The following is a 21,362-nucleotide window of genomic DNA, read 5'->3' as shown; positions in this document are numbered from 1 at the left end:
GGATGGGCGGGATGACAGGCGCGTTGCCGACCGGTGCGCCGCCTGCGGGCGCCACGGGGACGGGCAGGGCGACTGGCGGTTGGCCAGCGCTGCTCTGCGGCACGGCGCCACTGGGAGGCAAGGGCTTGACCGAGGTGTCCACGCCGTCCGTCGAGCGGTTGTTGTTCAGGAAATCGGTCAGCGCGTCGCCCGAGGACAGATCCAGCGAGGCCACGGCCTGCCCCGGCGGGAATTCCGAGAAATAGTATTCGCCGTTGTCCACGAGCAGGCCGTCCGGCCGCGGCGCGGGTTTGGTTTCGGGCACGCCCTTCAAGGCGGGCTGCATGTAGGCCAGCCAGGTGCTCAGGGCCAGGCCGCTGCCGAATTCGTTGGTGCCCAGCGACTTGGGCTGGTCAAAGCCCATCCAGACCGTGGTGGCAAGGTTGGGCATGAAGCCCGAGAACCAGACGTCCACGGCCTCGTTGGTGGTGCCGGTCTTGCCGCCGATGTCGTTGCGCTTGAGTACCTGGTGCGCGCGCGCGGCGGTGCCGCTGACCGTGACGCCGCGCAGGATGTCGTCCATCACCCAGGCCGTGCGCGGATCGATGGCGCGCGCCTGCTCGTCGCCGGCGACGACCGGTTGCGCCTTCATCAGCACATTGCCCGAGCGGTCGGTCACATGGTCCACCAGGTAGGGCGTGACGCGGTAGCCGCCGTTGGCGAACACGCTGTAGCCGTTGACCACTTGCAGCGGCGTGGCGCCGCCCGCGCCCAGGGCCAGCGGCAGCACGGCAGGCCAGCGCGACTTGTCGAAGCCGAAGCGGGTCAGGTAGTCCTGGGCATACTGCGGCGAGATGGCCTGCAGGATGCGGATCGACACCATGTTCTTGGAGCGCATGAGGCCCTGGCGCAGGGTCAGCATGGGCTCGTACTTGTTGCCGTCGTTCTTGGGCTGCCAGGCTTTGGAGCCGGTCTGCTCCGCGGTCAGCATGAAGGGCTGGTCGGAGATCTGGGTGGCCGGGGTCAGGCCGCGTTCCAGCGCCGCGGCGTAGACGAAGGGCTTGATGTTGGAGCCGGGCTGGCGCCAGGCCTGCGTCACGCGGTTGAAGCCGCCGCGGTTGTAATCGAAGCCGCCGATCATGGCGCGGATGGCGCCATCCTGGGGCACCATCGAGACCAGCGCCGCCTGCAGCGTCGGCATGTTGATGATTTCCCAGCCGTCGCCGTTCTTGTGGATGTAGACCACGGAGCCGCGGCGCAGGCGCTGGCTGTCGCTGGCCTTGGGGTTGAGCGCGCGGGCCACCACCGCCAGCGCCTTCTTGTCGCTGATGGTGATGATGTCGCGGGCGCTGCGCGCCAGCGTCACTTCGGTGGGACTGGCGGCCAGCACCACCGCGGTCAACAGGTCTTCGCTGTCAGGCGTCTTTTCCTGCACGCCGTCCAGGATCTCGTCCAGCGCGGCCGCATCCTGTTCGACGCCGTCGGGCAGGTCGATCTGGTCTTCGGGGCCGGGATACACGGCGCGGCGGGTGTAGTCCATGACGCCGTCGCGCACGGCGCGGTAGGCGGCTTCCTGATCCTTGGAATCGATGGTGGTGTAGACGTCGATGCCCTTGGAGTAGGTCTGTTCCTGGAACACGCCGTACATCAGCTGGCGGGCCAATTCGGCCGGGTAGTCGCCATGGATGGCGAAGCCGCGCGCGCTGGCGCCGTCCGCGCCGCGGATGGTCAGGCGCTGCTTGAGCGCTTCATCGGCCTGTTCGGGCGTGAGGTAGCCCAGCGTCTTCATGCGGCCCAGCACGTAGTGCTGGCGGATCTCGGCGCGCGGGAAATTGGTGATGGGGTTGAAGCGCGACGGCGCCTTGGGGATGCCGGCGAGCATGGCGGCCTCGGCCGGCGTCACTTCCGACAAGGGTTTGCCGAGATAGGTGCGCGAGGCGGCCGCGAAACCATAGGCGCGGTGGCCCAGGTAGATCTGGTTCATGTAGAGCTCAAGGATCTGGTCCTTGGAGAGCTCGGATTCGATCTTGAAGGTGAGCAGCAGCTCGTAGAACTTGCGCGAATAGGTTTTCTCGGACGACAGGTAGAAGTTGCGCGCCACCTGCATCGTGATGGTGCTGCCGCCCTGGCTCTTGGAGCCCTTGACGAGGTTGGTCAGCACCGCGCGCGCCACGCCCATCCAGTCAACGCCGCCATGGCTGTAGAAGCGGTCGTCCTCGGCCGACAGCACCGCCTGGCGCATCACAGGCGGGATCTCGTCAAAGCGCAGCACGTTGCGGTGTTCTTCGCCGTATTCGCCGATCAGCACCTTGTCCGCCGTATAGATGCGCAACGGCACCCGCGGGCGGTAGTCGGTCATGGCGTGCAGGTCGGGCAGGCTGGGCCAGGCCAGGGCCAGGGCCAGGCCCAGCGCAACGCCGCCGCACACGGCAGCGCCGCCGGCGGCGACGCCAGCCTTGATCAGGATTCGTTTCCAGGGGAGGCCCGGTTTGCCGCCCGGGGTGGCGGAGGATTGCTGGGGGGTGCTCATTGCAGGCGATTCTAGGGCAGAACGCTATAGACCGCCCAGGGAGCAATAAGGTTTCGGTAACCAAACTTGCCCGGGGGACGGAGGTAGCGCAAACACCGGGGGAATTCAGGGACGGGTTCTAGCATACGCCGGACGCGGCTTTGCTGCGGCGTTGCGGCGCGGGAGCGCCCTGAAATGTATTGCGCGCCGTGACAAACGGCAAGTCCGGTTGCAGGCGTCAGCCGTTCTTCAGGTACCCCTGCGGCGGGGCGCCCAGCGCCCGGTGGAACATCGCCGAGAAGGCGCTGGCGCTGCGGTAGCCCAGATCGGAGGCGATACGCGCGACCGGCACGCCCTGCGACAGCCGGCACACCGCCTCGGCCAGCCGGACCTGCTGCACCCACTGCCGGTAATTCAGCCCCAGTTCCGCCTGGAACAGGCGGATCAGCGTGCGCGCGCTGGCGCCGACTTCATCGCCCCAGTCCTCGATGCCGCGCTGCAGCCCGGGATCGTCCAGGATCGCCGCGCAGATGGTCTGCAGGCGGCGGTCGCGCGGCCAGGGGATCTGCAGCGGCGCGACGCGCGCGGCGGCCAGCTCGGACAGCACCAGGGCGGCGATCTGCTCCGCCCGGCCGCCCAGCGGGTACTCGATGGGCTCGGCGGTCAGCGCCAGGATCAGTTCGCGCAGCAGGCCGCTGACCTCGACCACCTGGCACTGCGGCCAGTAGTCTTGGGCGGCCTCTGCCTGCAGATAGAGCGAGCGCATGGACACGGCACCCACCATGTCCACGCCATGCGGCACGCCCGCCGGCACCCACAGCGCGCGCAGCGGCGGCAAGGCCCAGAAGCCGCTGGGGGTGGTGACGCGCATGACGCCTTCGACCGCGTAGACCAGTTGGGCGCGCGGGTGGGAATGGGTGCCCGTGCGGGTGCCCGCCGGGAATTCCTTGGCCATCGCCGTCACCACGCGCGGCCGGTGCTGGTAGTCCTGCGGATTGACGCTGCGGGCGGGGTCGGGCAAAAGCAGTCGGGCGGGCATGCGTGTCACTTCCGGCGTAAGGATGAGAGGGGGCGGCTCAAGTGCATTTTCCGCATTTTGTCACTTAAACGACGGAAATTGGCATATGGCTTCCGGCCCGGGTTCCTACACTGGCTGCAGGTCCCGGCACGGCGCCGGGCACGCCCATCCCCTTATCCGCGTCAGCTACCCATGAATCCACCCCAGACCCCCGCCGCCGGTATCGCCGACGCCAACACGGCGCCGCCGCCAGCCGCCTCCTCGGATCCGTCCACCGCCTTCAAGGTGCTGGGCGCGATCAGCGTGGCGCACCTGATGAACGACATGATCCAGTCGATCCTGTTGGCCATCTATCCCATGCTGAAGGATTCGTTCAGCCTGTCGTTCGCGCAGATCGGCCTGATCACCCTGGTCTACCAACTGGCGGCATCGCTGCTGCAGCCCTTCATCGGTTTCTACACGGACCGCCATCCCAAGCCGTATTCGCTGCCGGTGGGCATGGGCTTCACTCTGGTGGGACTGCTGCTGCTGTCGATGGCGCCGTCCTTCGGCTGGCTGCTGGTGGCCGCGGTGCTGGTGGGCACGGGCTCGTCAGTGTTCCATCCGGAGTCTTCGCGGGTGGCGCGCATGGCCTCCGGCGGGCGCCATGGCCTGGCGCAGTCGCTGTTCCAGGTGGGCGGCAACGTGGGTTCGGCGCTGGGGCCGCTGCTGGCCGCGCTCTTCATCATTCCGCACGGGCAGCGCAGCGTGGCGTGGTTCTCGCTGGCGGCGCTGTTCGGCATCGTGGTGCTGACCGGCATCGGCCGCTGGTACAGCGCCAACCGCGTCCGGCTCAAGCCGCGCGCGCGCCGCGAGGGGACTGGCCACGGGCTGTCGCGCAACCAGGTGCTGGGTGCGCTGACGGTACTGGGGGTGCTGGTGTTCTCCAAGTATTTCTACCTGGCCAGCCTGAACAGCTACTTCACCTTCTATCTGATCGACAAGTTCGCGCTGTCGGTGCGCGAGGCGCAGCTGTACCTGTTTCTGTTCCTGGCGGCGGTGGCGGTGGGCACGGTGGTGGGCGGTCCGGTTGGCGACCGCATCGGCCGCAAGATCGTGATCTGGGTGTCGATCCTGGGCGTGGCGCCGTTCACGCTGCTGCTGCCCTACATGAACCTGTTCTGGACCGGCGTGCTGGTGGTGATCATCGGCATGGTGCTGGCCTCGGCTTTCTCGGCCATCGTGGTCTACGCGCAGGAGCTGGTGCCGGGCAAGGTGGGGATGATTGCCGGCCTGTTCTTCGGCTTTGCCTTTGGCATGGGCGGCGTGGGCGCCGCGGCGCTGGGCAAGTTGGCGGACGCCACCAGCATCGGCTACGTGTACCAGGTCTGCGCCTATCTGCCCCTGCTGGGCGTGGTGGCGATCCTGCTGCCGAATGTGGAGAAGGCGCGCCGCTGAGCGCGGGCGCCAGGTGTGGAGAAGGCGCGCCGCCGAGCGCGGGCGCCTGGCCGGGCAGCGGGAAGGCCGCGCGCGGCGCCCGCTTTCCCTTGGCCCGGGACCTAGCCTGCCCGCAGGGCGCTCAGGTGAGCGCGGCCCATCTCGATCCCGGTGATGTCTCCGCCCGCGCCATGGTGGACGATGCAGGTGTGCGCCGACCTGACCTGCATCAGCTGCGCCGGGCTGATCGCGAAGCTGGCGGCCACGCGGCGGTCGCCTACGGGCTTGATCGGCTTGCGGCGATCCTTGCCGGCGAACTTGCGGTGGTTGTAGACCGCCCACGCCACCAGCACGCCGGCATTGACCAGCGCCAGCAGGGCGTAGCCCCACAGCGTATGCACGGTGGGCAGGAACACCGGCCATAGCGAGACGCCGGGGCCGCCCGCAGCGGCGCGCAGGATCGCCAGGATGCCGGCGCCGAACAGGTAGACGAAGGCGAACCAGCCGATGGCGGTGAGGACCAGGTCGAACAGATAGCCTGCGCGGGAACGTTGCGTGGTGATGATCATGACGTTGCGTCCGGTGATTTGATGCCCCGGTCCGGGCTGGTCCAGCGCGCGCGGCGGGCCTGCTTGCGGAGCATGACTTTGGGGAAGCTGACCAGGGTGGTGAACAGGCTCACCATCCAGAAGGCCAGCGGATACCAGATGACCCAGTACAGCGAGCGGGCGAGGCCGGGCTCGTAGCGGCGGTCGATCAGGATGCTGACGACGAACTGCAGCAGGCAGACCACCGCCAGCATCATGCCGGTGAAGGCGGGCGGCATCAGGCTGGCGATCTGCATGTTGTTGGGCAGCGTGACCACCTGGCTGAGGGCCCACAGCAGCACCGACACGCCGAAGGCGAAGGCCCAGGCGGTGGACAGGCAGAACTCGGCCATCAGCGGCCACAGGCGGCGATGGCGCCAGACCCAGATGGAGCGCAGGTTCTTCAGGAAGACCTCGGCGCCGCCCTGGGCCCAGCGCAGCCGCTGCTTCCACAGTCCGCGCAGGGTTTCGGGCATCAGGATCCAGCACAGGCCGCGCGGCTCGTAGAAGATCGACCAGTGGTCGCGTTGCAGCTTCCAGCTGATGTCGATGTCCTCGGTGATCATGTCCAGGCTCCAGTAGCCCACGCGGTCCAGCGCCGCGCGCCGGAAGGCGGCGACCACGCCGGACACCGTGAACACCTGGCCGTAGACGCGCTGGGTGCGCTTGATCAGGCCGATGATGGACGAGAACTCGCCCACCTGGATGCGCCCGATCATGGTGGAGCGGGTGCGGATGCGCGGGTTGCCGGTAACGGCGCCCACGCGCGGATTGTCGATCAGCGGCGCCACCAGGTAGGCGGCCGCGTCCGGGTCCAGCATGGCGTCGCCGTCGATGCAGACCAGGTATTCGCTGCGCGCCGCCATGGCGCCCATGCGCAGCGCCATGGCCTTGCCCTGGTTCTGCGCCAGGTGCACCACGCGCAGCCGCGGATGGGCGGCGGCCATGCGGTCCAGCATCTCGGCGGTACCGTCGCTGGAGCCGTCATTGATGGCGATGACTTCGATGTGCGGATAGTTCTGGCCCAACGCCGCCAGCAGCGTCTCTTCGCCATTGTCGGCCTCGTTGTAGCAAGGCACCAGGATGGACACCAGCGGATTGCCGGCCAGGGCCGGCGGCTGGCTGTCCTTGCCCCATTTCCAGTGCCGCTCCCAATGCCACCAGAAATAGATGCCGCCGGCCATCCACATGCCGGACATGAACAGGGGATAGAAGAACACGAAGCCCAGCAGCGCCTCGCCGGTCAGCATCAGGGTGAAGCCGAAGGGCGCGCCAAGCACCGCGCAGAGAATCAGCAGAGCAATCAGACGGTCTATCATCGGAGGGGATACCAGGCTTCGGAAATGGCGGGCCGGATGCCTTGCAGCCGGGGCTGGTCTTGCGAGAAATCGTCGGGGTAGTAGCCGAAGCTGCGCGAGCCGCGCAACTGCAGCCGCTTCATCCAGCCGGCCAGCACGGCCGTGTCGACGGGGGTGGCCTCGGGGCGGCCGGGGCCGGTGCGCCAGTCGCGCGCCTGCAGTTCGAACACGGTCTTGTCCAGCGCGCCGGGGCGCTGCGCGACGGTGTCGACCAGCCGGTCCAGCCAGGCGTTTTCCTTGCCTGCCGGCACGTTCTCCATCAGCGGCATCGCCATCGGCGCGGTCCAGTCATAGGCGCCCAGGAAGTCGTCCAGGTTCTGCGCGAACCAGGTTTCGCTGCCGGGATTCAGGATGGGTTCGGCAAAGATGTTGCGGGCGGTCTTGATCTGCGGACCGCGCACCGCGCGTACCCGCTGCGTCAGCTCGGCGGTGAAGTCCACCAGCGCGCGGCTCTTGTAGCGGGTCCAGCGTTGCAGGGTGGCGGGATCCGCGCGCAATTCGGCGATGCTGCCCGGCAGGCCCGCAGCCCGGTAGGCGGCCAGCGCGCCGGGGCTGGCGTCCTCGAAGTCCGACAGCAGCGCGTCGTCGTGGAACAGGATGCCGTCGAAGATCGCGTAGCGGGACAGGTCTTCGTACAGGTCGCCGATGCGTGCGCGCACGGTGGCGTCGAACGGCGACAGGCGGCGGTACTGGTCGGGGTCCGGCGCCGGCTGCGCTTCGCCTTCCTGCCAGCGCGTGACGCGCGGCAGGGCGGGATCCAGGTCGAAGGACAGCACCGGCATCCAGGCGTAGACCATCACGTTGGCGCGGTTGTGCAACTGCCACGCGGCGCGGTTGAAGAGGTCGGCGCGCATCGGCAGCCAGCGGTTGGGGAAGTAGACCGACTTCACCAGGCCGTCGCCCACGGGGTCCGAATAGGCCTGCAGGAACACCGTGTTGATCTGCATGTCGAGGATGCGCTGCACCAGCTCACCCAGGTTGCGGTCGGTCTGCGCCGGGTCCGGGTCGTAGACATAATCCAGGTCCACGTGCGCCACGCGCATGAAGGGTTGGGCCTCCATGCCGACCACGCTGTTGGCGAAGGGCTTGAGCGTCGGGTCGCTGGACAGCAGCAGGCGCGGCGTGGACATCAGGCGGCCGACGCGGCCCGGACCATCCTCCAGCGTCAGCGCCAGCTGATAACCGTGCTCGGCGGTGATGCGCAGGGTGGAGCCGCCTTCGGCGCCGTAGGGCCAGACCCACACGCGCGGCTTCTTGCCGGTGGCGCGGCGGATCTTCTCGGTGATGGCGGCGACGTCGCCGCCCATGCGGGCCTCGAATTGCGCCTCGGTCTCGTAGCGGCGGGTCTGCGCGTCATAGGCGCGGATGGCGGCGGCGGGCTCGGTATTGCCCTGAGGGTTGGCCAGCGCGCCGTAGTGCGAGGCGTTGGTGTGGGCGGCGATCTCCACCAGTCCCGAACGCGAGATCTCGCGGACCTCGTCCCAGTTCAGGAAGCGCTTGCGGTCCTCGGGGCTGCCGCCGAAGTCCACGCGCTGGTTGGCCGGCGTATCCATCCAGATGCCGACCGGCGCCAGCAGCGCGGGCCATTGGTAGGCTTTCAGGATGGGCAGCACGCGGGTGTAGAAGCTGCGGTAGCCGTCGTCGAAGGACAGCAGCACGGCGCGTTCGGGCAGCGGCTTGCCGCCCTGGCGCGCGGCCAGGATCTGGTCCACGGTCACGGCCTGGTAGCCGTTGGCGCGCAGCCAGGCCAACTGCTCGACCAGGCGGTCGGTGCGCACACTGAGAAAGCCCTGGTCGGGATCGTCGTCTTCCACGTCGTGGTAGGCCAGGGCCAGGAACTGGCCCTGGACCCAGGGCTGTTCCGCGGGGGCGAGCGGACGCTGGTCCGGCGGCGTATAGACCGGAATGTCCTTGGCGCAAGCGGTCAGCGCCAGGATCGCGAGCAGCAGCAGGCCGGCCAGGATCAGGCGGGTATGGGTTTTAAGCATCATGGCGTTACTCGGTTCCGGGTTCAGAAGCGGTACGTCAGGTCGAATACGATGCGCAGTTCGCGCTCGCGTTCACCGTCGTACGGGCGGCTGGTGCCGGTGATCATGGCGCCCATGTCGAGGACGTCGTTGGCGCGGTATCGCTGGCCGTAGCCCAGCGCGATGACGCCGCCGGTGCCGTAGCCTTGCTGGGTGTAGGTGCCGGCGCCCAGGGTGCCGATCTGCTCCCAGGCGGTCTCATAGCGACGGTACAGGGTGTGGGTCAGGCGCACGCCAGGCAGCAGCATCAGATCCGAACGCGGATTGAAGTAGGGCACGTTGCTGTCGTGGCTGTTGCGTTGCGTGGAGGCCTCGAACTCCAGGTCCGCCCACAGGCGCGGCGCGGTATAGACGCGCTCGCGTCCGGCCAGGCCCAGCGCCCAGCGGTTGTTGCCGTCGCTGAAGTGCGAGGGCGACAAGGCCAGGGTCCATTCGCGGCGCTCGTCGGCGCGCCAGCGCACGAAGGCCGACAGGCTGTTGGAGGAAACGCCGCTGGTCAGGGCGCGCAGCGGGGTTTCGCGCGACATGATCTCGCCCGAGCCGCCCACTTGCCAGTGGTCGTCCACGTCGTAGGCGAGCGACAGGCGGGCGCCGGGCTTCACGCCATGGCCGTAGTCGTGGGTGGAGACTTCGCCTTCGACGGTGAGGTCGCGGCCGCGCCATTCCACGCCGGTACGCAGCCAGCGGTAGTTGCCACGGCCTTCCTCGAAGTCGCCGGAAGCGTAGCCGCCGCCGCCGAAGACCCGCCAGTTGTAGTCCAGCGGGGAGGAATAGAGCACCGCGTCGATGCCGAAGTCGCCGCTGCCGTTGACCGGGCTGTCCGAGGCCAGCCCGCGGTAGCCGTTGATGCGCAGTTCAGCCTTGTTGTGCACCTCCCATTCGCGCGCCAGGCGGCGGCTGGTCAGGTTCTCGGGCGAGCGGACCAGGGTGTCTTGCGACAGCGCTTCGGCCTGGCGCCATTCCTGCAGGTCCAGGGCGGTGAAGCCCTGGCCGTTTTCCACGCCCAGGCTGCGCGGCGCCAAGGTCTCGGCCATCTTCAGCTCGGTTTCCGAAGCACGGGGTAGCGAGCGGGCGCGGTAGACCGTCGCCAGGTCGCTGCGCAGGCCCGAGTTGTTGGGGGCGTTTTCGACCATCTCTTCAAGGCGCTGCTGCGCGGCGACGGTGTCGTTCGCCTGCAGGCGCGCGGAGGCCAGGGTCTGCCGGCTTTCCAGGTTCAGGTCGTTGGGCATGCGGGTGGCTTGGCCCTTGTAGTACAGCCAGGGGGCATAGCCCGATTCGACTCCGTCGGTGACGGCGCCGGTCTCGTTGAACTGTTCGCCTTCGGCCAATGAGTAGTACAGGCCGGTTTCCGTCGTCAGCCGCTGTTCGGCATCGTCGCCGCGCAGGGCATCGTCGGCGGCGACCTGGCGATAGATGTCGCGGGCGCGTTCGGGCTGGCGCAGGTACAGATACGCCGAGGCCACGTCGTTCAAGGCGTAGCGCGGCACCGTGGCGCCCTCGGCCAGCAGGGCTTCGTACTCGCGGACCAGATCTGCCATGCGCACCCGGGCGTGCAAGGCGTGCAGCCGGTCGATCCGGGCGCGCAGCGCATCGGCGCGGGCGTCTTCCTGCTGCTGCCAGGCCGGAATCAGTTCGTCGTAGCGGGCCAGGGCGCGGTCGGCCAGCACGAAGCGTTCGGCTTCCGATCGGGTGGGCATGGCCGCCAGCCGCACCTGCTGGGCCAGCGCGTCGGCCTCGAAGCCGCGCATCTGGCCGGCGTCGAACAGGTCCTGATGGCGCCGCGCCAGTTCCAGCGCCACATCCGCCATGCGCGCGCGTTGCAAGGCATGGATGTACTCGCGCAACACGTAAGGGGTGTCGGGCGCAGCGGCCAGGGCCAGGTCGGCCTGGTGCAGCGCTTCGTAGGGCTCGCCCTGGCGGGCATGGACATAGCTCAAGGCCAGCCGTGCGTCGACATCGCGGGGCTGTCGCTTGAGCCATTGCGCGGCCGCGGCGCGCGCTTCGGGGTAGCGGCCGGCGTCGGCCAGGGTCATGATTTCGCCGGCGCGGAAGGCGGATTGCCCGGGATGGCGGCGCGCTCCCGCCTGGTACGCGGCCAGGGCTTCGGGCCAGCGCTGCAGGTCGCGGTAGGCGCGCGCCACGGCGAGCTGGATGTCCGCGGGCAGCGCCGCGCCTTGCGGCAATTGCTCGTAGGCGCCGACGGCTTCTTCGGGCTTGCCGGCCCAGCCCGCGATGATGATGTGGTCGTAGATGGCGCGGCTGCCGCCGCTCTGGCCTTGCTGGCGCAGCATGGCCAGGGCGGGTTCGTAATCGCCGGCTCGCGCCCGCGCGATCAGTCCGTCATAGTCCATACCGGGGGCGGCCAGGGCCAGGGCGGGAGCCAGCAAGGCGCAAGCCGCCAGCAGGCTCAGTCTTGGTCCAGCGGCACCCGGGGGTGTCGATCCTCTTTTTTGCATCTGTTTTACTTCCGCAGTTGCTACTCGGGGCGTTCCTGGTCCGGCCGGCCGTGCGCGTGCCTTTTGTCGGCGCGAGCCGAGGCGACGCGCAGCACAAAGGCGCCGGCGGCACGGGGAGGGAACACTTTTTGGTTAGGACTGCGCGGCGCCCGCTGCGGGGACCTTCGCACTCGCGCTAAGGGAGTGCATGGCTAGTACGCGCCACGCCCGTAGGGCGTGATTGCGGCGCTCTTCGCGGCACCGTCAATGAACGAAATTATAAGTGTGTTAACTGTCAGGTAACTGTCAATTAGTGCAAAGGAAGGTTGCGCAGGCCCCGCCTTGGCGTATTCTTCGTCGCTTGCCGCGCAATCGTCTTGGCGCGGGCGGTAGAGGTTCAGGGCGAAACGGCGTGCGGCGACGGACGGGCGCCAGATAGTGCCGGTCTGTCGCCGCGCGGGTAACAAAAAGCGTCTGGAGTGGTGGGATGTAACGCCTCCAGATCTGTGAACCCAGTGCAACAGCAATGACGAGCGACGGCGCACGCCTGCGGGGCATGTGCCGGCAAACACCATGACGACTTCTCTCTTCTTTCTGATGTGGGGCTTGGCCACGGCTCTGGCATTGCCATTGCTGGCGCCGTTCCGCGCCCGCGACGTGGGTGGCATCCGGGCCTTCACCGTGGGCAATGCCCTGGCGGTGCTGTCGCTGCTCGCCTATGCGGCCTCGCAGATCCTGCCGCCGGGCGTCTATGTGATGGCGTCGAACGCCGCCTGGATCTGCGCGGTCAGCCTGGTCTACATCGGCGTGCGGCAGTTCTTCGGCCTGCGGCCGCTGGTGCGGCGCACGGTCGCCCTGGGCGGGCTCTGCATCGTTGCGTTCGCGCTGTTGCTGTATGGAGTGGATGACTTGCGCGCGCGCATGCTGCTGTTTTCCGCCTACACCTTCGCCACCATGGTGGCGACGGGCATGGTGTTCTTCCGCCAGCGCAAGCGGATCCAGACGCGCGGCGTGATGCTGTACCTGATGCTGGCCAGCTTCGGCCTGGCTGCGCTGCACGCCTTGCGCGTGGTGGTCTACAGCGTGGGCGGGCAGGCGCCGGCGTCGCTGCTCGACCCGACGCCGTGGGGGCTGTTCTTCATCGTTTGCGGAACGGTGACCGTGCCCGGCTTGTTCCTGGCATTGCTGCTGCTGATCCAGACCAGCCTGTCCGAGCGGATGGAGGCCGCGCTGACCTTCGACGGCCTGACGCGCGCGTACTCGCGCCGCAGCATCCTGGACGAACTGGAACGCGAGCTGCAGCGCTGCAAGCGGGCCGGCGGCAAGCTGGCGGTGCTGGTGCTGGACATCGACCACTTCAAGTCCATCAACGACCGCTACGGCCACGCCTCGGGCGACGCGGCGCTGCGCCATTTCTCGCAGGTGGTGCAGCGGGCGGTGCGCGGCAGCGACCGCTTCGGCAGACTGGGCGGCGAGGAATTCGTGCTGCTGATGTACGACTGTGATCCGGCGCGCGCGCTGGTGCAGGCCCAACGCGTCTGCGACGCCCTGCGCGACACGCCTTTCCATCTGCAAGGGCGGGAAGTGCGCATGACCACCAGCGGCGGCCTGGCTTCGTATCAGTCGGGAGACAGCGCGGACGGCATCCTGGCCCGCGCCGACGACGCGTTGTACCGCGCCAAGGAACATGGGCGCGACCGCGTGGAGATGGCCTGGATCGGCCGCCCCGCGGGCCGCGCGCAGGAGCGCGGCCCGGCGGCGATCGTCGAGGAGGAGGCTAGGGCTTGAGATGTTCCTTCAGGAACTTCTCCATGGCTTCGTAGAACTCGAACTTGTTCTCGTCGTTGTGAAAGCCGTGGCCCTCGTTGTCCTTGACCATGTATTCGACCTCGACGCCGCGCGCGCGTAGCGCCTTGACCATCTGGTCGCTCTCGTCCTTGTTCACGCGCGGATCCTTGGCGCCCTGGGCCACGAACAGCGGCGTCTTGATCTTGTCCGCGTGCAGCGCGGGCGAGGTGGCCGCCAGGCGCTCGCGGTCGCGTTCGGGGTCGCCCACCATGTCCTGCATCTTGTCCAGCATGGGCTTCCAGTACGGCGGAATGGACTTCATGAACGTGAACAGGTTGGACACCCCCACGTAATCCACCGCGGCCGCATAGAGATCGGGCGTGAACGCCACCCCGGCCAGCGTGGCATAGCCGCCGTAGCTGGCGCCATAGATGCCGATGCGCTTGGGGTCGGCGATGCCCTGGCCGATCAGCCACTGCACGCCGTCGGTGATGTCGTCCTGCATCTTCAGGCCCCATTGGCCGAAGCTGGCTTCCCAGAAGGCGCGGCCATAGCCGGTCGATCCGCGGAAGTTCATCTGCAGCACGCAGAAGCCGCGGTTGGCCAGGAACTGCACTTCGGGGTTGTAGCCCCAGCCGTCGCGCGCCCAGGGGCCGCCGTGCGGATTGACAATGCAAGGCAGGTTCTTCGGATCGCGGCCGGCAGGCAGCGTCAGGTAGCCGTGGACCGTCAGGCCGTCGCGGGTCTGGTAGCTGATGGGCTGCACGCGCGACATGTCCGCCTCGGGAATGGCGGGGTTGATGTCGGCCAGCTTGGTCAGCGTGTCGGCGGCCGCGTCGTAGATGTAGCGCGAGCCGGGCGTGCGGTCGTTGTAGGCGGCGACGATGAACTTGTCTTCGTCGCGGTTGGAGCCTTGGATGGCGAAGTCGTAGCCGGTCAGTTTCGCCGACAGCTTCTTGAAGAGGGTCTCGGTCTGCTCGTCGAAGAACTTGTATTGCGGCTTGTCGGTCTGGTAGGCGGCCACCGTCAGCACGCGGCGCTTGCGCGAATATCCCGCCGAGTCCAGGTCGACCGTGTCGGGGGTGAAGATTTCTTCCTCGGCCTCGGGCTGGGCAGGGTCGATCACCACCAGCGACAGCTTGTCGCGCCCGCGGTTGGACAGGGCGTAGAACTTCTTGTCGTCGAAGGTGAAGAACGCCGGGCTCACGCTGGTGCGGTAGTCGGTGGTGACGAGCGGGCGGAATTCGGACGATTCGGTATCGCGATAGAGCAGGGTGGTGTTCAGGCCGTCGCTGGCGACGGCGGCGCGCACCTTGCCCGCATGGTCGGTCTGCCAGCCGACGATGTTGCCGGGGTTCTGCGCCACCAGCACCGCGGCGCCGGTGTGCACGTTGACGCGGTAGACGTCGAAGACTTCCGGGTCGCGCTGGTTGTGGCTGATCAGCACGTGGTCGGGATCGTCTTCCAGATCGTCTTCGATGCCGGCGCGCACGCCTTCATAGGGGGTCAGGTCGGTGATCTTGCCGGTCTTGGCGTTGACGGCCAGCACGTGGAAATTCTCGTCGCCGCCGAAATCCTTCTGGTAGAGCACCACGTCGGCGCCTTTCCAGAAGAAGTTGCTGATGTCGCGCGCGGTTTCGCTGGTCAGCTGGCGCGGGTCGCCCACCGGTGTGCTGCCTTGCAGCGGCTGCACGTAGATGTTCATGCGGGCGGGCTTGCCGTCCACGCTGGTGGGCTGCATGAAGCCCAGCGTCCGGCCGTCGTCGGCCAGGCGGAAGAAGCCCCGCTCGGGGTTGCGGAAGAAATCCTTGAGGGGATAGGCGCGCGGCGGTTGCGCGGCGCTGGCGCCCAGCGATACGCCGATGATGCTGGCGGCCAGGACGGTGCGCTTGAGGAATGAGAACAAGGGGGACCTCCGAGGTTGCCGCGGCCGGCGCTTGGGGCCGGCCGCCAGGTGGTCCGCCGATAATGCCATAGCGGCGCGGGCGGTGTCGAACCGCCCGCAGGCCCGCGCTGGCCACGGTCAACGCTTACTGCGGCTCCAGGCCGGTCGCCTTGACGATGGCGCCGTACTTGGCCATTTCGGCGCCGATGTAGGCCTTGAATTCCTGGGGCGGCTTGTAGGCAATGGCCAGTCCCTGGCCCTGCAGCTTTTCCTTCACGTCGGCGGACTGCAGCGCTTGGGCCGTGTCCCTGGAGATGCGGTCCACCAGGGCCGGCGGCATGCCGGCGGGGCCGAACAGGCCGAACCAGTTGGAAATGTCGAAGTCGTCCAGGCCCACCTCCTTGGCCGTCGGCGTCGAGGGCAGGACGTCCTGGCGCCGGGGGCCGGCGATGAACAGCGGGTGCAGCTTGCCGGCGCCGATCTGGCCGATGATGGCCGGCGCCGTGGCGAAGAAGATGTCGATCTGGCCGCCTACCAGATCGGCCACGGCGAGGGCCGTGCCGCGGTAGGGCACGTGCGTCAGGTTCATGCCCGAACGCACCCGCAGCAGTTCGCCCGCCAGGTGCTGCTGGCCGCCCATGCCGGGCGAGCCATAGACCAGCGGCGCCTGCGCGCCCTGGCGCTTCAGGTCGGCGTAGGTAGTGGCGGGCAGCTTGGGGCCGCTGACCAGCACCAGCGGCGCATCCGCGACCAGGGCGATGGGCTGCAGGTCCTTCAAGGGGTCGTAGCGCATCTGCTTATAGACGAGCTTGTTGATCGAGACCTCGGGCGTGTAGGCCAGCAGCAGGGTGTAGCCGTCGGGCGTGGCGCGCGCCACCTGTTCGGCGCCGATCATGCCGCTGGCGCCGGACTTGTTCTCCACGATGACCTGCTGCCCCCAGCTTGCGCTCAGCTTGGCCGCGAGGATGCGGGCGATCACGTCGGTGGCGCCGCCCGGCGTGTAGGCGACGATCAGGCGCACCGGCTTGTCGGGGTAGGACTGGGCCTGGGCGTACAGCGGCAGGCAGGCGGCGGCCAGCAGGCCCGCGAGTTTGATTGCGTATCGAAACATGGGGTGGCTCCTGTGCGGATGTGTGAGTTCAGTTGCGCTGGATCAACAGCAGCGCCTGGTCAGGCAGAGGCTGGCGCGCGTACCCGGTCCAGTCGTCCCCTGCTTGCAGCACGCGCTGGGCCGTCAGATCGACGACGCGCGTGAATGCGCCGGCCTCGACCTGGCGTTGCAGCGCCGGGCCGCTGCCGTAGGCCAGTTCATAGGTCTGCCCGCCGGACTGGTAGCGGCACAGGCGCAGGCCGGCCTCGCCGTCGATCCGTTCGACCGATCCGGCGTCCGCGGCTTGGTCTGCGAAGATCGCGTTCAGCGCCGCCAGCGCCAGTCCGGCCGGCCGCGGGTCGTAGCGGCGGTCGATCAGGCCGTTGCGCGGGAAGTAACCGCGGTCCACGTCCATGAAGGTGTCGAAGGAATAGCTGACCGCGTCGGTGGTCCGGGCCGCCAGGAAGGCTTCGGCAACCAGCGCGGCGATGGCGGTGTCGTCGTCGTTCGCCGCCGCCAGGCGGTCGGCGAGCTTGACGCCCACGTTCACGGTCGCGCCCCAGTCCCGCGCCTGGCGGGCCAGTTGCTGGTGCGTGGCGATGAGGTCGGCGCCCCAGTCCAGACGCACGGTGAAGCCGTCCAGGTTCTTCTGCGCGAAGTGCGGCAGCAGGCTGGATTGCGCCGCCTCCAGCTCGGACGCGCGCAGTCCGGTGTTGACGAAATGGCTGTAGTGCTTGCCGTCGAAGTGGTCGTCGTCCGCGCCGGTCCTGATCTTGCAATAGAGCAGGCGGGCGTCGGTGTGGACGCGCAGGCTCTGCAAGGCCGCGCCGGCCTTCTCCAGCGCCTGGGCGTTCAGGTTGATCTCGATGGCCGCGATGGCCACGCCATGCTGGCGCGCCTGTTGCAGCAGTTTGGCGTCCGGCAGGCCCAGCGAGGTCAGCACGAAACGGTGGCCGACGTCGGACATGAGACGGGCGCGGCGCAGCGTCTTGTCGTCGCGCAGGTCCTGCACGGGAATCTTGAGGGTGCGCAGCCCCATTTCCCACATGGACATCAGGGGGTAGTCGTTGCGCGCCAGCTTGCGGCCGAACTCCTGTACGCCGCCGGTGCAGGGGATCTCGACGATTTCGGCCCAGGGGTGCCGCATCTCGACCGCGATGCCGTCGCAGGCGGCGGTCTTGGTGTGGACCGTGGGCAGGGTGCGCGCCGCGGCCTTGCCGGCATCGGCTGCGCCGCGCATGGCGCCATGGGTGCGGATCAGCTTGGCCACATGACCCTGCTCGTGCACGTCGACGATGAAATAGCCGAATTTCTCGACGTCGCCGCGGCCGAATTCGTCCGCTGGCGGCACGCGGTAGAACTCGGAGAAGTCATGCCGCAGGAAGGCGGTGGACGGCAGCATGTAGATCTCCGCGTGGCCGATGACGTCGTACCAGAAGTTGTGGACATGGCCGGCGAAAACGGCTTCCACGCGCGGATCGGCCAGGCGCGACAGCAGCCAGCCGCGGCCAGGCTCGTCGATGTTGTCGTAGGAGCCGCGCTCGTCCGCATCGTGCAGATAGGGCGGGTAGTGCAGCGACACGAACACGCGGCCGCTGGCGCCTGCCAGTTGCTCGTCGATCCAGGCGCGTTGCGCGGCATCCGCCGCCAATCCGGAATTGAACAGCAGGGCGTTCAGGAACAGGAAGCGCGCGCCGCCATGGTCCACCGCGTAATAGTCCGGCCCGAACACCTGGCGGTACTTGTCCAGGTAGTCGTCGCAGACGATGTCGGCCGGCATCCAGTCGATGCGCTTGTCGCCGACGTCATGGTTGCCGGGTACCAGGTGCAGGGGGACGTCGATCTGGCCGGCGATGGCTTTGAAGCGGTCGGCGGCTTCCTCGAACGAGGGCATGCTCGGCACCGGATGGACGATGTCGCCCAGGTGGATCGTGAAGGCGGGGGCGGGATCGAGGGCGGCAATGTCGGCGAAGACGTGCCGTGCGCGGGCATTGGCCCGCGCGTTGGTGGCAAAGGGCGATGCGCAGGTGTCTTCGGATTCGTTGACATGGGTGTCGGCCACCACGGCAAAGCTGAACAGTCGGGCGCCCAAGGGCTGGCGGGAAAAGCGGGGATTCGTCATCAACTGGCCTTTCAATTTCAATAAATGGAATTCAAGTGTTTATAGTGAACGGAATGTTTGTATTTCGGCAGACGATATACTGTCAATGCTCCGGAACCCTAGGCCGATATGCACTCGAAAACCCCGCTCAACTACGAACTCGAATCCCGCGCCTCGCTGGAAGCTCACCCGCGATTTGCCTCCACGCTCTCCAATGGCCTGGACGTGCTCAAGTGTTTTTCCGCGTCCGAGCCGCAGCTGGGCAACAAGGAAATCGCCGAAATGCTCGGGCTGACGCGCCCGACGGTGTCCAGGCTGACGTTCACGCTGGTGGGCCTGGGCTATCTGCGGCGCGACGAGCGCACCGGCAAGTATTCGCTGGGCCCGGCGGTCCTGACGCTGGGCTATCCCCTGCTGGTGCACCTGACATTGCGGCAGTTGGCGGCGCACGACATGATCGAACTGGCGCGCTATGCCAAGGGGCCGGTGTCCATGGCCATCCGCGACCGCCTGCAGGTGGTCTACGTGGAAACGGTGCACGACGGCGCGTCGAATGCCTCGCGCCCGGACATAGGCTCGGCGCGCCCCTTGCTGCGCACCGCCACCGGGCGCGCGCTGCTCTACGCGCAGACGCCGCAAGAGCGCGAGCTCATCTGCGGCCGCCTGGCCGAGGAATTCCCGGAGGACTGGGAGCGTTTCGGGCCGTCATTGCAGCCGGCGTTCGAGGCTATCGATCAGCACGGCTTCTGCGTGGTCAGCAAGGATTGGCGGGCCGAGCTGTGCGGCATCGCCACGCCCATGCGCTATCGTTCCAACGACCTGCCGCTGGCCTTCAACGTGACGATTCCGGCCGATAACCTGGATGAAAAGCACGTCTACGAAACCCTGGGCCCGCGGCTGCGGACCCTGGTCAAGAACCTGGAGTACCGCATCGGGATCATGTGAGCGGGGGCGGCGCTTATCGCGCGCGGCGGATATGCGGGATAATCGCGGGCACTGATCTGGAGATACACATGTACTGGAAACTGGTCGCGACTTCGGCGCTGGCCCTGGGCCTGGCAGGCTGCTCGATGGGCATTTCGTCCGGCTCGTCGCCGCACAGCGAATTCAAGGCCCCGGTGAGCTTCAAGGACGCCTACGACGCGGCAATCCGGCAGGCGAGCTACTGCCTGCGCAGCACCGACAATGCCTACCGCGTGGTGGACACCCTGAACGAAAGCGCGCAGTCCGGCGTGGTGCAGGTGCTGGCGCCCTATAGCGACAATGAAGTGACGCGGGTCGAATTGAAGGCGGCCGGCCCCAAGACTACCGATGTACGCATCGTGGTGTGGGGCAAGGGCACCTGGGACGCGGCCGCGATGCGCGCGATGCAGGACGCGGTCTATTACAGCCTGGTGTCGTGCAGCAGCTATATGCCGCTGGACCCGCGTCCGCCGGTCAAGCCCTCGCGCGACCTGCCCAACTGACGCGCAGGGGCCGGCGGCTTGCCGCCGCCTGCGCGCTCAGTCGCCGCCAGGACGGCGGCGGATGATCTTGAACGTGGCGGTGGAGCGCGCCACCAGCTCGCCGTCGGCGCGCCGGACCTCGCCTTCGCAGAAAGCGATCGAGGCGCCGCGGCGCAGGCAGCGCGCCTCGATGACCAGGTCGCCCGTGCCGGGCGACAGGAACGAGGTGTTCATGTCTATGGTGGCCATGCCTTCGGTGCCGTCGGCTGAACCGCGGGCGGCGGCGCTGAGAGTGAAGTCCAGCACGCTCATCAGCGTGCCGCCATGCACGTCGCCGCGGCTGTTGGTCAGGTCGGCGCGCCAGGGCAGCGAGGTGCGGGCATAGGCCGGCGCGATGCTCTCGGGTACCAGGCCAATGAAATGCATGAAGGGAATGGTCAGGCCGAAGTAGTCGGTTTGGGTGGTTGAAGGTGCAGTCATGGACCGTTGCGGGCGGGAATGGGAAGTCGGTTGTCGCCGGTCATAATATATGTTTTTGCCACGGGACTTCAGGCGATGAACGGCTCATGGGGGCAGCACCACCATGAATGAATTGCGCAAGATCGTGCACGTGGACATGGACGCGTTCTACGCATCCGTGGAGCAGCGCGACAATCCGGACCTGCGCGGCAAACCCGTGGTCGTGGCCTGGATCGGGCCGCGCTCGGTGGTGTGCGCCGCGTCCTACGAGGCGCGGCGTTTCGGCATCCATTCGGCCATGTCCGCGGCCCGGGCCGAGCGCCTGTGCCCGCACGCGATCTACGTGCCGCCGGATTTCAACCGCTACCGCGAGGTCTCGCGCCAGGTCAGGCAGATTTTCGCCCGCCATACCGACCTGATCGAACCCTTGTCGCTGGACGAGGCCTACCTCGACGTCACGGTCAACAAGCTGGGGCTGCCTTCGGCCACCGAGGTCGCCCAGGTCATCCGGCACCAGATCCGCGAGGAAACCGGGCTGACGGCTTCGGCCGGCGTCGCGCCCAACAAATTCCTGGCGAAGATCGCGTCCGACTGGAACAAGCCGGACGGGCTGTTCGTGGTCCGGCCCGCCAAGGTGCTGGCCTTCCTGGAGCCCTTGCCGGTGCGCAAGGTGCCGGGCGTGGGCAAGGTGACGCAGGCGCGCCTGGAGCAGTTGGGCATCCATACGGTGGGCGACCTGGCCACGCACAGCGCCCAGGAACTGGAGCACTATTTCGGCCGCTACGGCCGGCGCCTGTACGAACTGGCGCGCGGCATCGACGAGCGCGAGGTGCAGACCGACCAGCCCTTGCAGCAGGTTTCTTCGGAGACCACGTTTTCGCAGGACATCCGCCTGGACGCGGTGGGCGAGGCCATCGACCGCATGGCGGAACGCGTGTGGGACCAGGCGCTGAAGAAGGGCGCCCTGGGCCGCACCGTGGTGCTCAAACTGAAGACGGACCGTTTCCGCATCCTGACGCGCAGCCAGACCAGCCCGAGTCCACCCGGATCGGCGGCGGAGCTGGCCGCCGTCGCCCGGCTGCTGTGCGAGCGCGTGGACCTGCCGCCGGACACGCTGTACCGGCTGGCGGGGGTGGGGATGAGCAACTTCGCCGACCCGCAAGAGCAAACGCGCCAGCCCGATCTGTTCGGGGGCGCGTTCTGAGCGGAGCGACTGGCTGGCGTCCGCGCCTGGCCGGCAGGCCGAGCGGGCCGCGGATCCGGCC

General features: G+C 67.9%; 15 protein-coding genes. 5 read left to right on the top strand and 10 right to left on the bottom strand.

Annotation, left to right across the window (positions count from 1 at the left end; all coding sequences use genetic code 11):
- Window positions 1–2,509: PBP1A family penicillin-binding protein (locus VIR09_RS24015; protein ID WP_332015124.1), on the bottom strand; the 2,509-nt coding region annotated here is incomplete at its 3' end.
- A gap of 217 nt (window positions 2,510–2,726) precedes the next feature.
- Window positions 2,727–3,527 carry a helix-turn-helix transcriptional regulator gene (locus VIR09_RS24010; protein ID WP_332015123.1) on the bottom strand — a complete coding sequence of 267 codons (801 nt, stop codon included), beginning with the start codon at window positions 3,525–3,527 and terminating at the stop codon, window positions 2,727–2,729.
- 171 nt (window positions 3,528–3,698) lie between these two features.
- Between VIR09_RS24010 and VIR09_RS24005 the strand changes: the two genes are divergently transcribed.
- Window positions 3,699–4,943, top strand: a complete 1,245-nt coding sequence (locus tag VIR09_RS24005; RefSeq protein ID WP_332015122.1) for an MFS transporter — start codon at window positions 3,699–3,701, stop codon at window positions 4,941–4,943.
- Between the two features lie 101 nt (window positions 4,944–5,044).
- On the opposite strand, the gene pgaD is transcribed toward VIR09_RS24005, so the two are convergent.
- From pgaD to pgaA, 4 genes are read right to left on the bottom strand one after another with little or no spacing between them, the layout of a single operon-like run.
- Window positions 5,045–5,491, bottom strand: a complete 447-nt coding sequence (pgaD, locus tag VIR09_RS24000; protein ID WP_332015121.1) for a poly-beta-1,6-N-acetyl-D-glucosamine biosynthesis protein PgaD — start codon at window positions 5,489–5,491, stop codon at window positions 5,045–5,047.
- Window positions 5,488–6,828, bottom strand: coding sequence for a poly-beta-1,6-N-acetyl-D-glucosamine synthase (pgaC, locus tag VIR09_RS23995; protein WP_332015120.1), 1,341 nt, complete (start codon window positions 6,826–6,828; stop codon window positions 5,488–5,490). The genes pgaD and pgaC overlap by 4 nt, the downstream gene beginning before the upstream one ends.
- Window positions 6,825–8,858, bottom strand: coding sequence for a poly-beta-1,6-N-acetyl-D-glucosamine N-deacetylase PgaB (pgaB, locus tag VIR09_RS23990; RefSeq protein ID WP_332015119.1), 2,034 nt, complete (start codon window positions 8,856–8,858; stop codon window positions 6,825–6,827). Before pgaB ends, pgaC begins: the two co-directional genes overlap by 4 nt.
- Window positions 8,859–8,878: 20 nt before the next feature.
- Window positions 8,879–11,350: a poly-beta-1,6 N-acetyl-D-glucosamine export porin PgaA gene (gene pgaA, locus VIR09_RS23985; RefSeq protein WP_332015118.1), complete on the bottom strand. Its 2,472-nt coding sequence runs from the start codon at window positions 11,348–11,350 to the stop codon at window positions 8,879–8,881.
- Between the two features lie 552 nt (window positions 11,351–11,902).
- On the opposite strand from pgaA, the gene VIR09_RS23980 reads away from it, so the two are divergent.
- Entirely contained in the window at window positions 11,903–13,117 is a 1,215-nt protein-coding gene (locus VIR09_RS23980) for a GGDEF domain-containing protein (protein WP_332015117.1), read from the top strand.
- Here the strand turns inward: VIR09_RS23980 and VIR09_RS23975 are convergent.
- The 3 genes from VIR09_RS23975 to VIR09_RS23965 form a co-directional block, all read right to left on the bottom strand.
- Window positions 13,107–15,023, bottom strand: a complete 1,917-nt coding sequence (locus VIR09_RS23975) for a S9 family peptidase (protein ID WP_332015116.1) — start codon at window positions 15,021–15,023, stop codon at window positions 13,107–13,109. The two genes, VIR09_RS23980 and VIR09_RS23975, sit on opposite strands and share 11 nt — an antisense overlap.
- 124 nt (window positions 15,024–15,147) lie before the next feature.
- Window positions 15,148–16,113 (bottom strand): tripartite tricarboxylate transporter substrate binding protein, encoded by a 966-nt coding sequence (locus VIR09_RS23970; protein WP_332015115.1) that lies wholly within the window; start codon window positions 16,111–16,113, stop codon window positions 15,148–15,150.
- Between the two features lie 28 nt (window positions 16,114–16,141).
- Window positions 16,142–18,214 carry a metallophosphoesterase gene (locus tag VIR09_RS23965; RefSeq protein ID WP_332015114.1) on the bottom strand — a complete coding sequence of 691 codons (2,073 nt, stop codon included), beginning with the start codon at window positions 18,212–18,214 and terminating at the stop codon, window positions 16,142–16,144.
- Window positions 18,215–18,322: 108 nt separating this feature from the next.
- Here VIR09_RS23965 and VIR09_RS23960 point away from each other — a divergent pair, with 108 nt between their 5' ends.
- Together VIR09_RS23960 and VIR09_RS23955 are read left to right on the top strand one after the other, a co-directional pair.
- Window positions 18,323–19,138 (top strand): IclR family transcriptional regulator, encoded by an 816-nt coding sequence (locus tag VIR09_RS23960; RefSeq protein ID WP_332015113.1) that lies wholly within the window; start codon window positions 18,323–18,325, stop codon window positions 19,136–19,138.
- Between the two features lie 68 nt (window positions 19,139–19,206).
- Window positions 19,207–19,659 carry a BPTD_2524 family lipoprotein gene (locus VIR09_RS23955; RefSeq protein ID WP_332015112.1) on the top strand — a complete coding sequence of 151 codons (453 nt, stop codon included), beginning with the start codon at window positions 19,207–19,209 and terminating at the stop codon, window positions 19,657–19,659.
- Window positions 19,660–19,695: 36 nt separating this feature from the next.
- Here VIR09_RS23955 and VIR09_RS23950 read toward each other — a convergent pair whose 3' ends face one another.
- Window positions 19,696–20,118 carry a PaaI family thioesterase gene (locus tag VIR09_RS23950; protein WP_332015111.1) on the bottom strand — a complete coding sequence of 141 codons (423 nt, stop codon included), beginning with the start codon at window positions 20,116–20,118 and terminating at the stop codon, window positions 19,696–19,698.
- Between the two features lie 103 nt (window positions 20,119–20,221).
- Here VIR09_RS23950 and dinB point away from each other — a divergent pair, with 103 nt between their 5' ends.
- Complete coding sequence (dinB, locus tag VIR09_RS23945; protein ID WP_332015110.1) at window positions 20,222–21,301, top strand: DNA polymerase IV; 1,080 nt, start codon at window positions 20,222–20,224, stop codon at window positions 21,299–21,301.
- The last annotated feature ends 61 nt before the right edge of the window (window positions 21,302–21,362 follow it).

This window comes from Achromobacter sp., from assembly GCF_036567245.1.
Lineage (GTDB): Bacteria > Pseudomonadota > Gammaproteobacteria > Burkholderiales > Burkholderiaceae_B > Achromobacter.
This window is presented reverse-complemented; position numbering and strand designations above follow the sequence as displayed.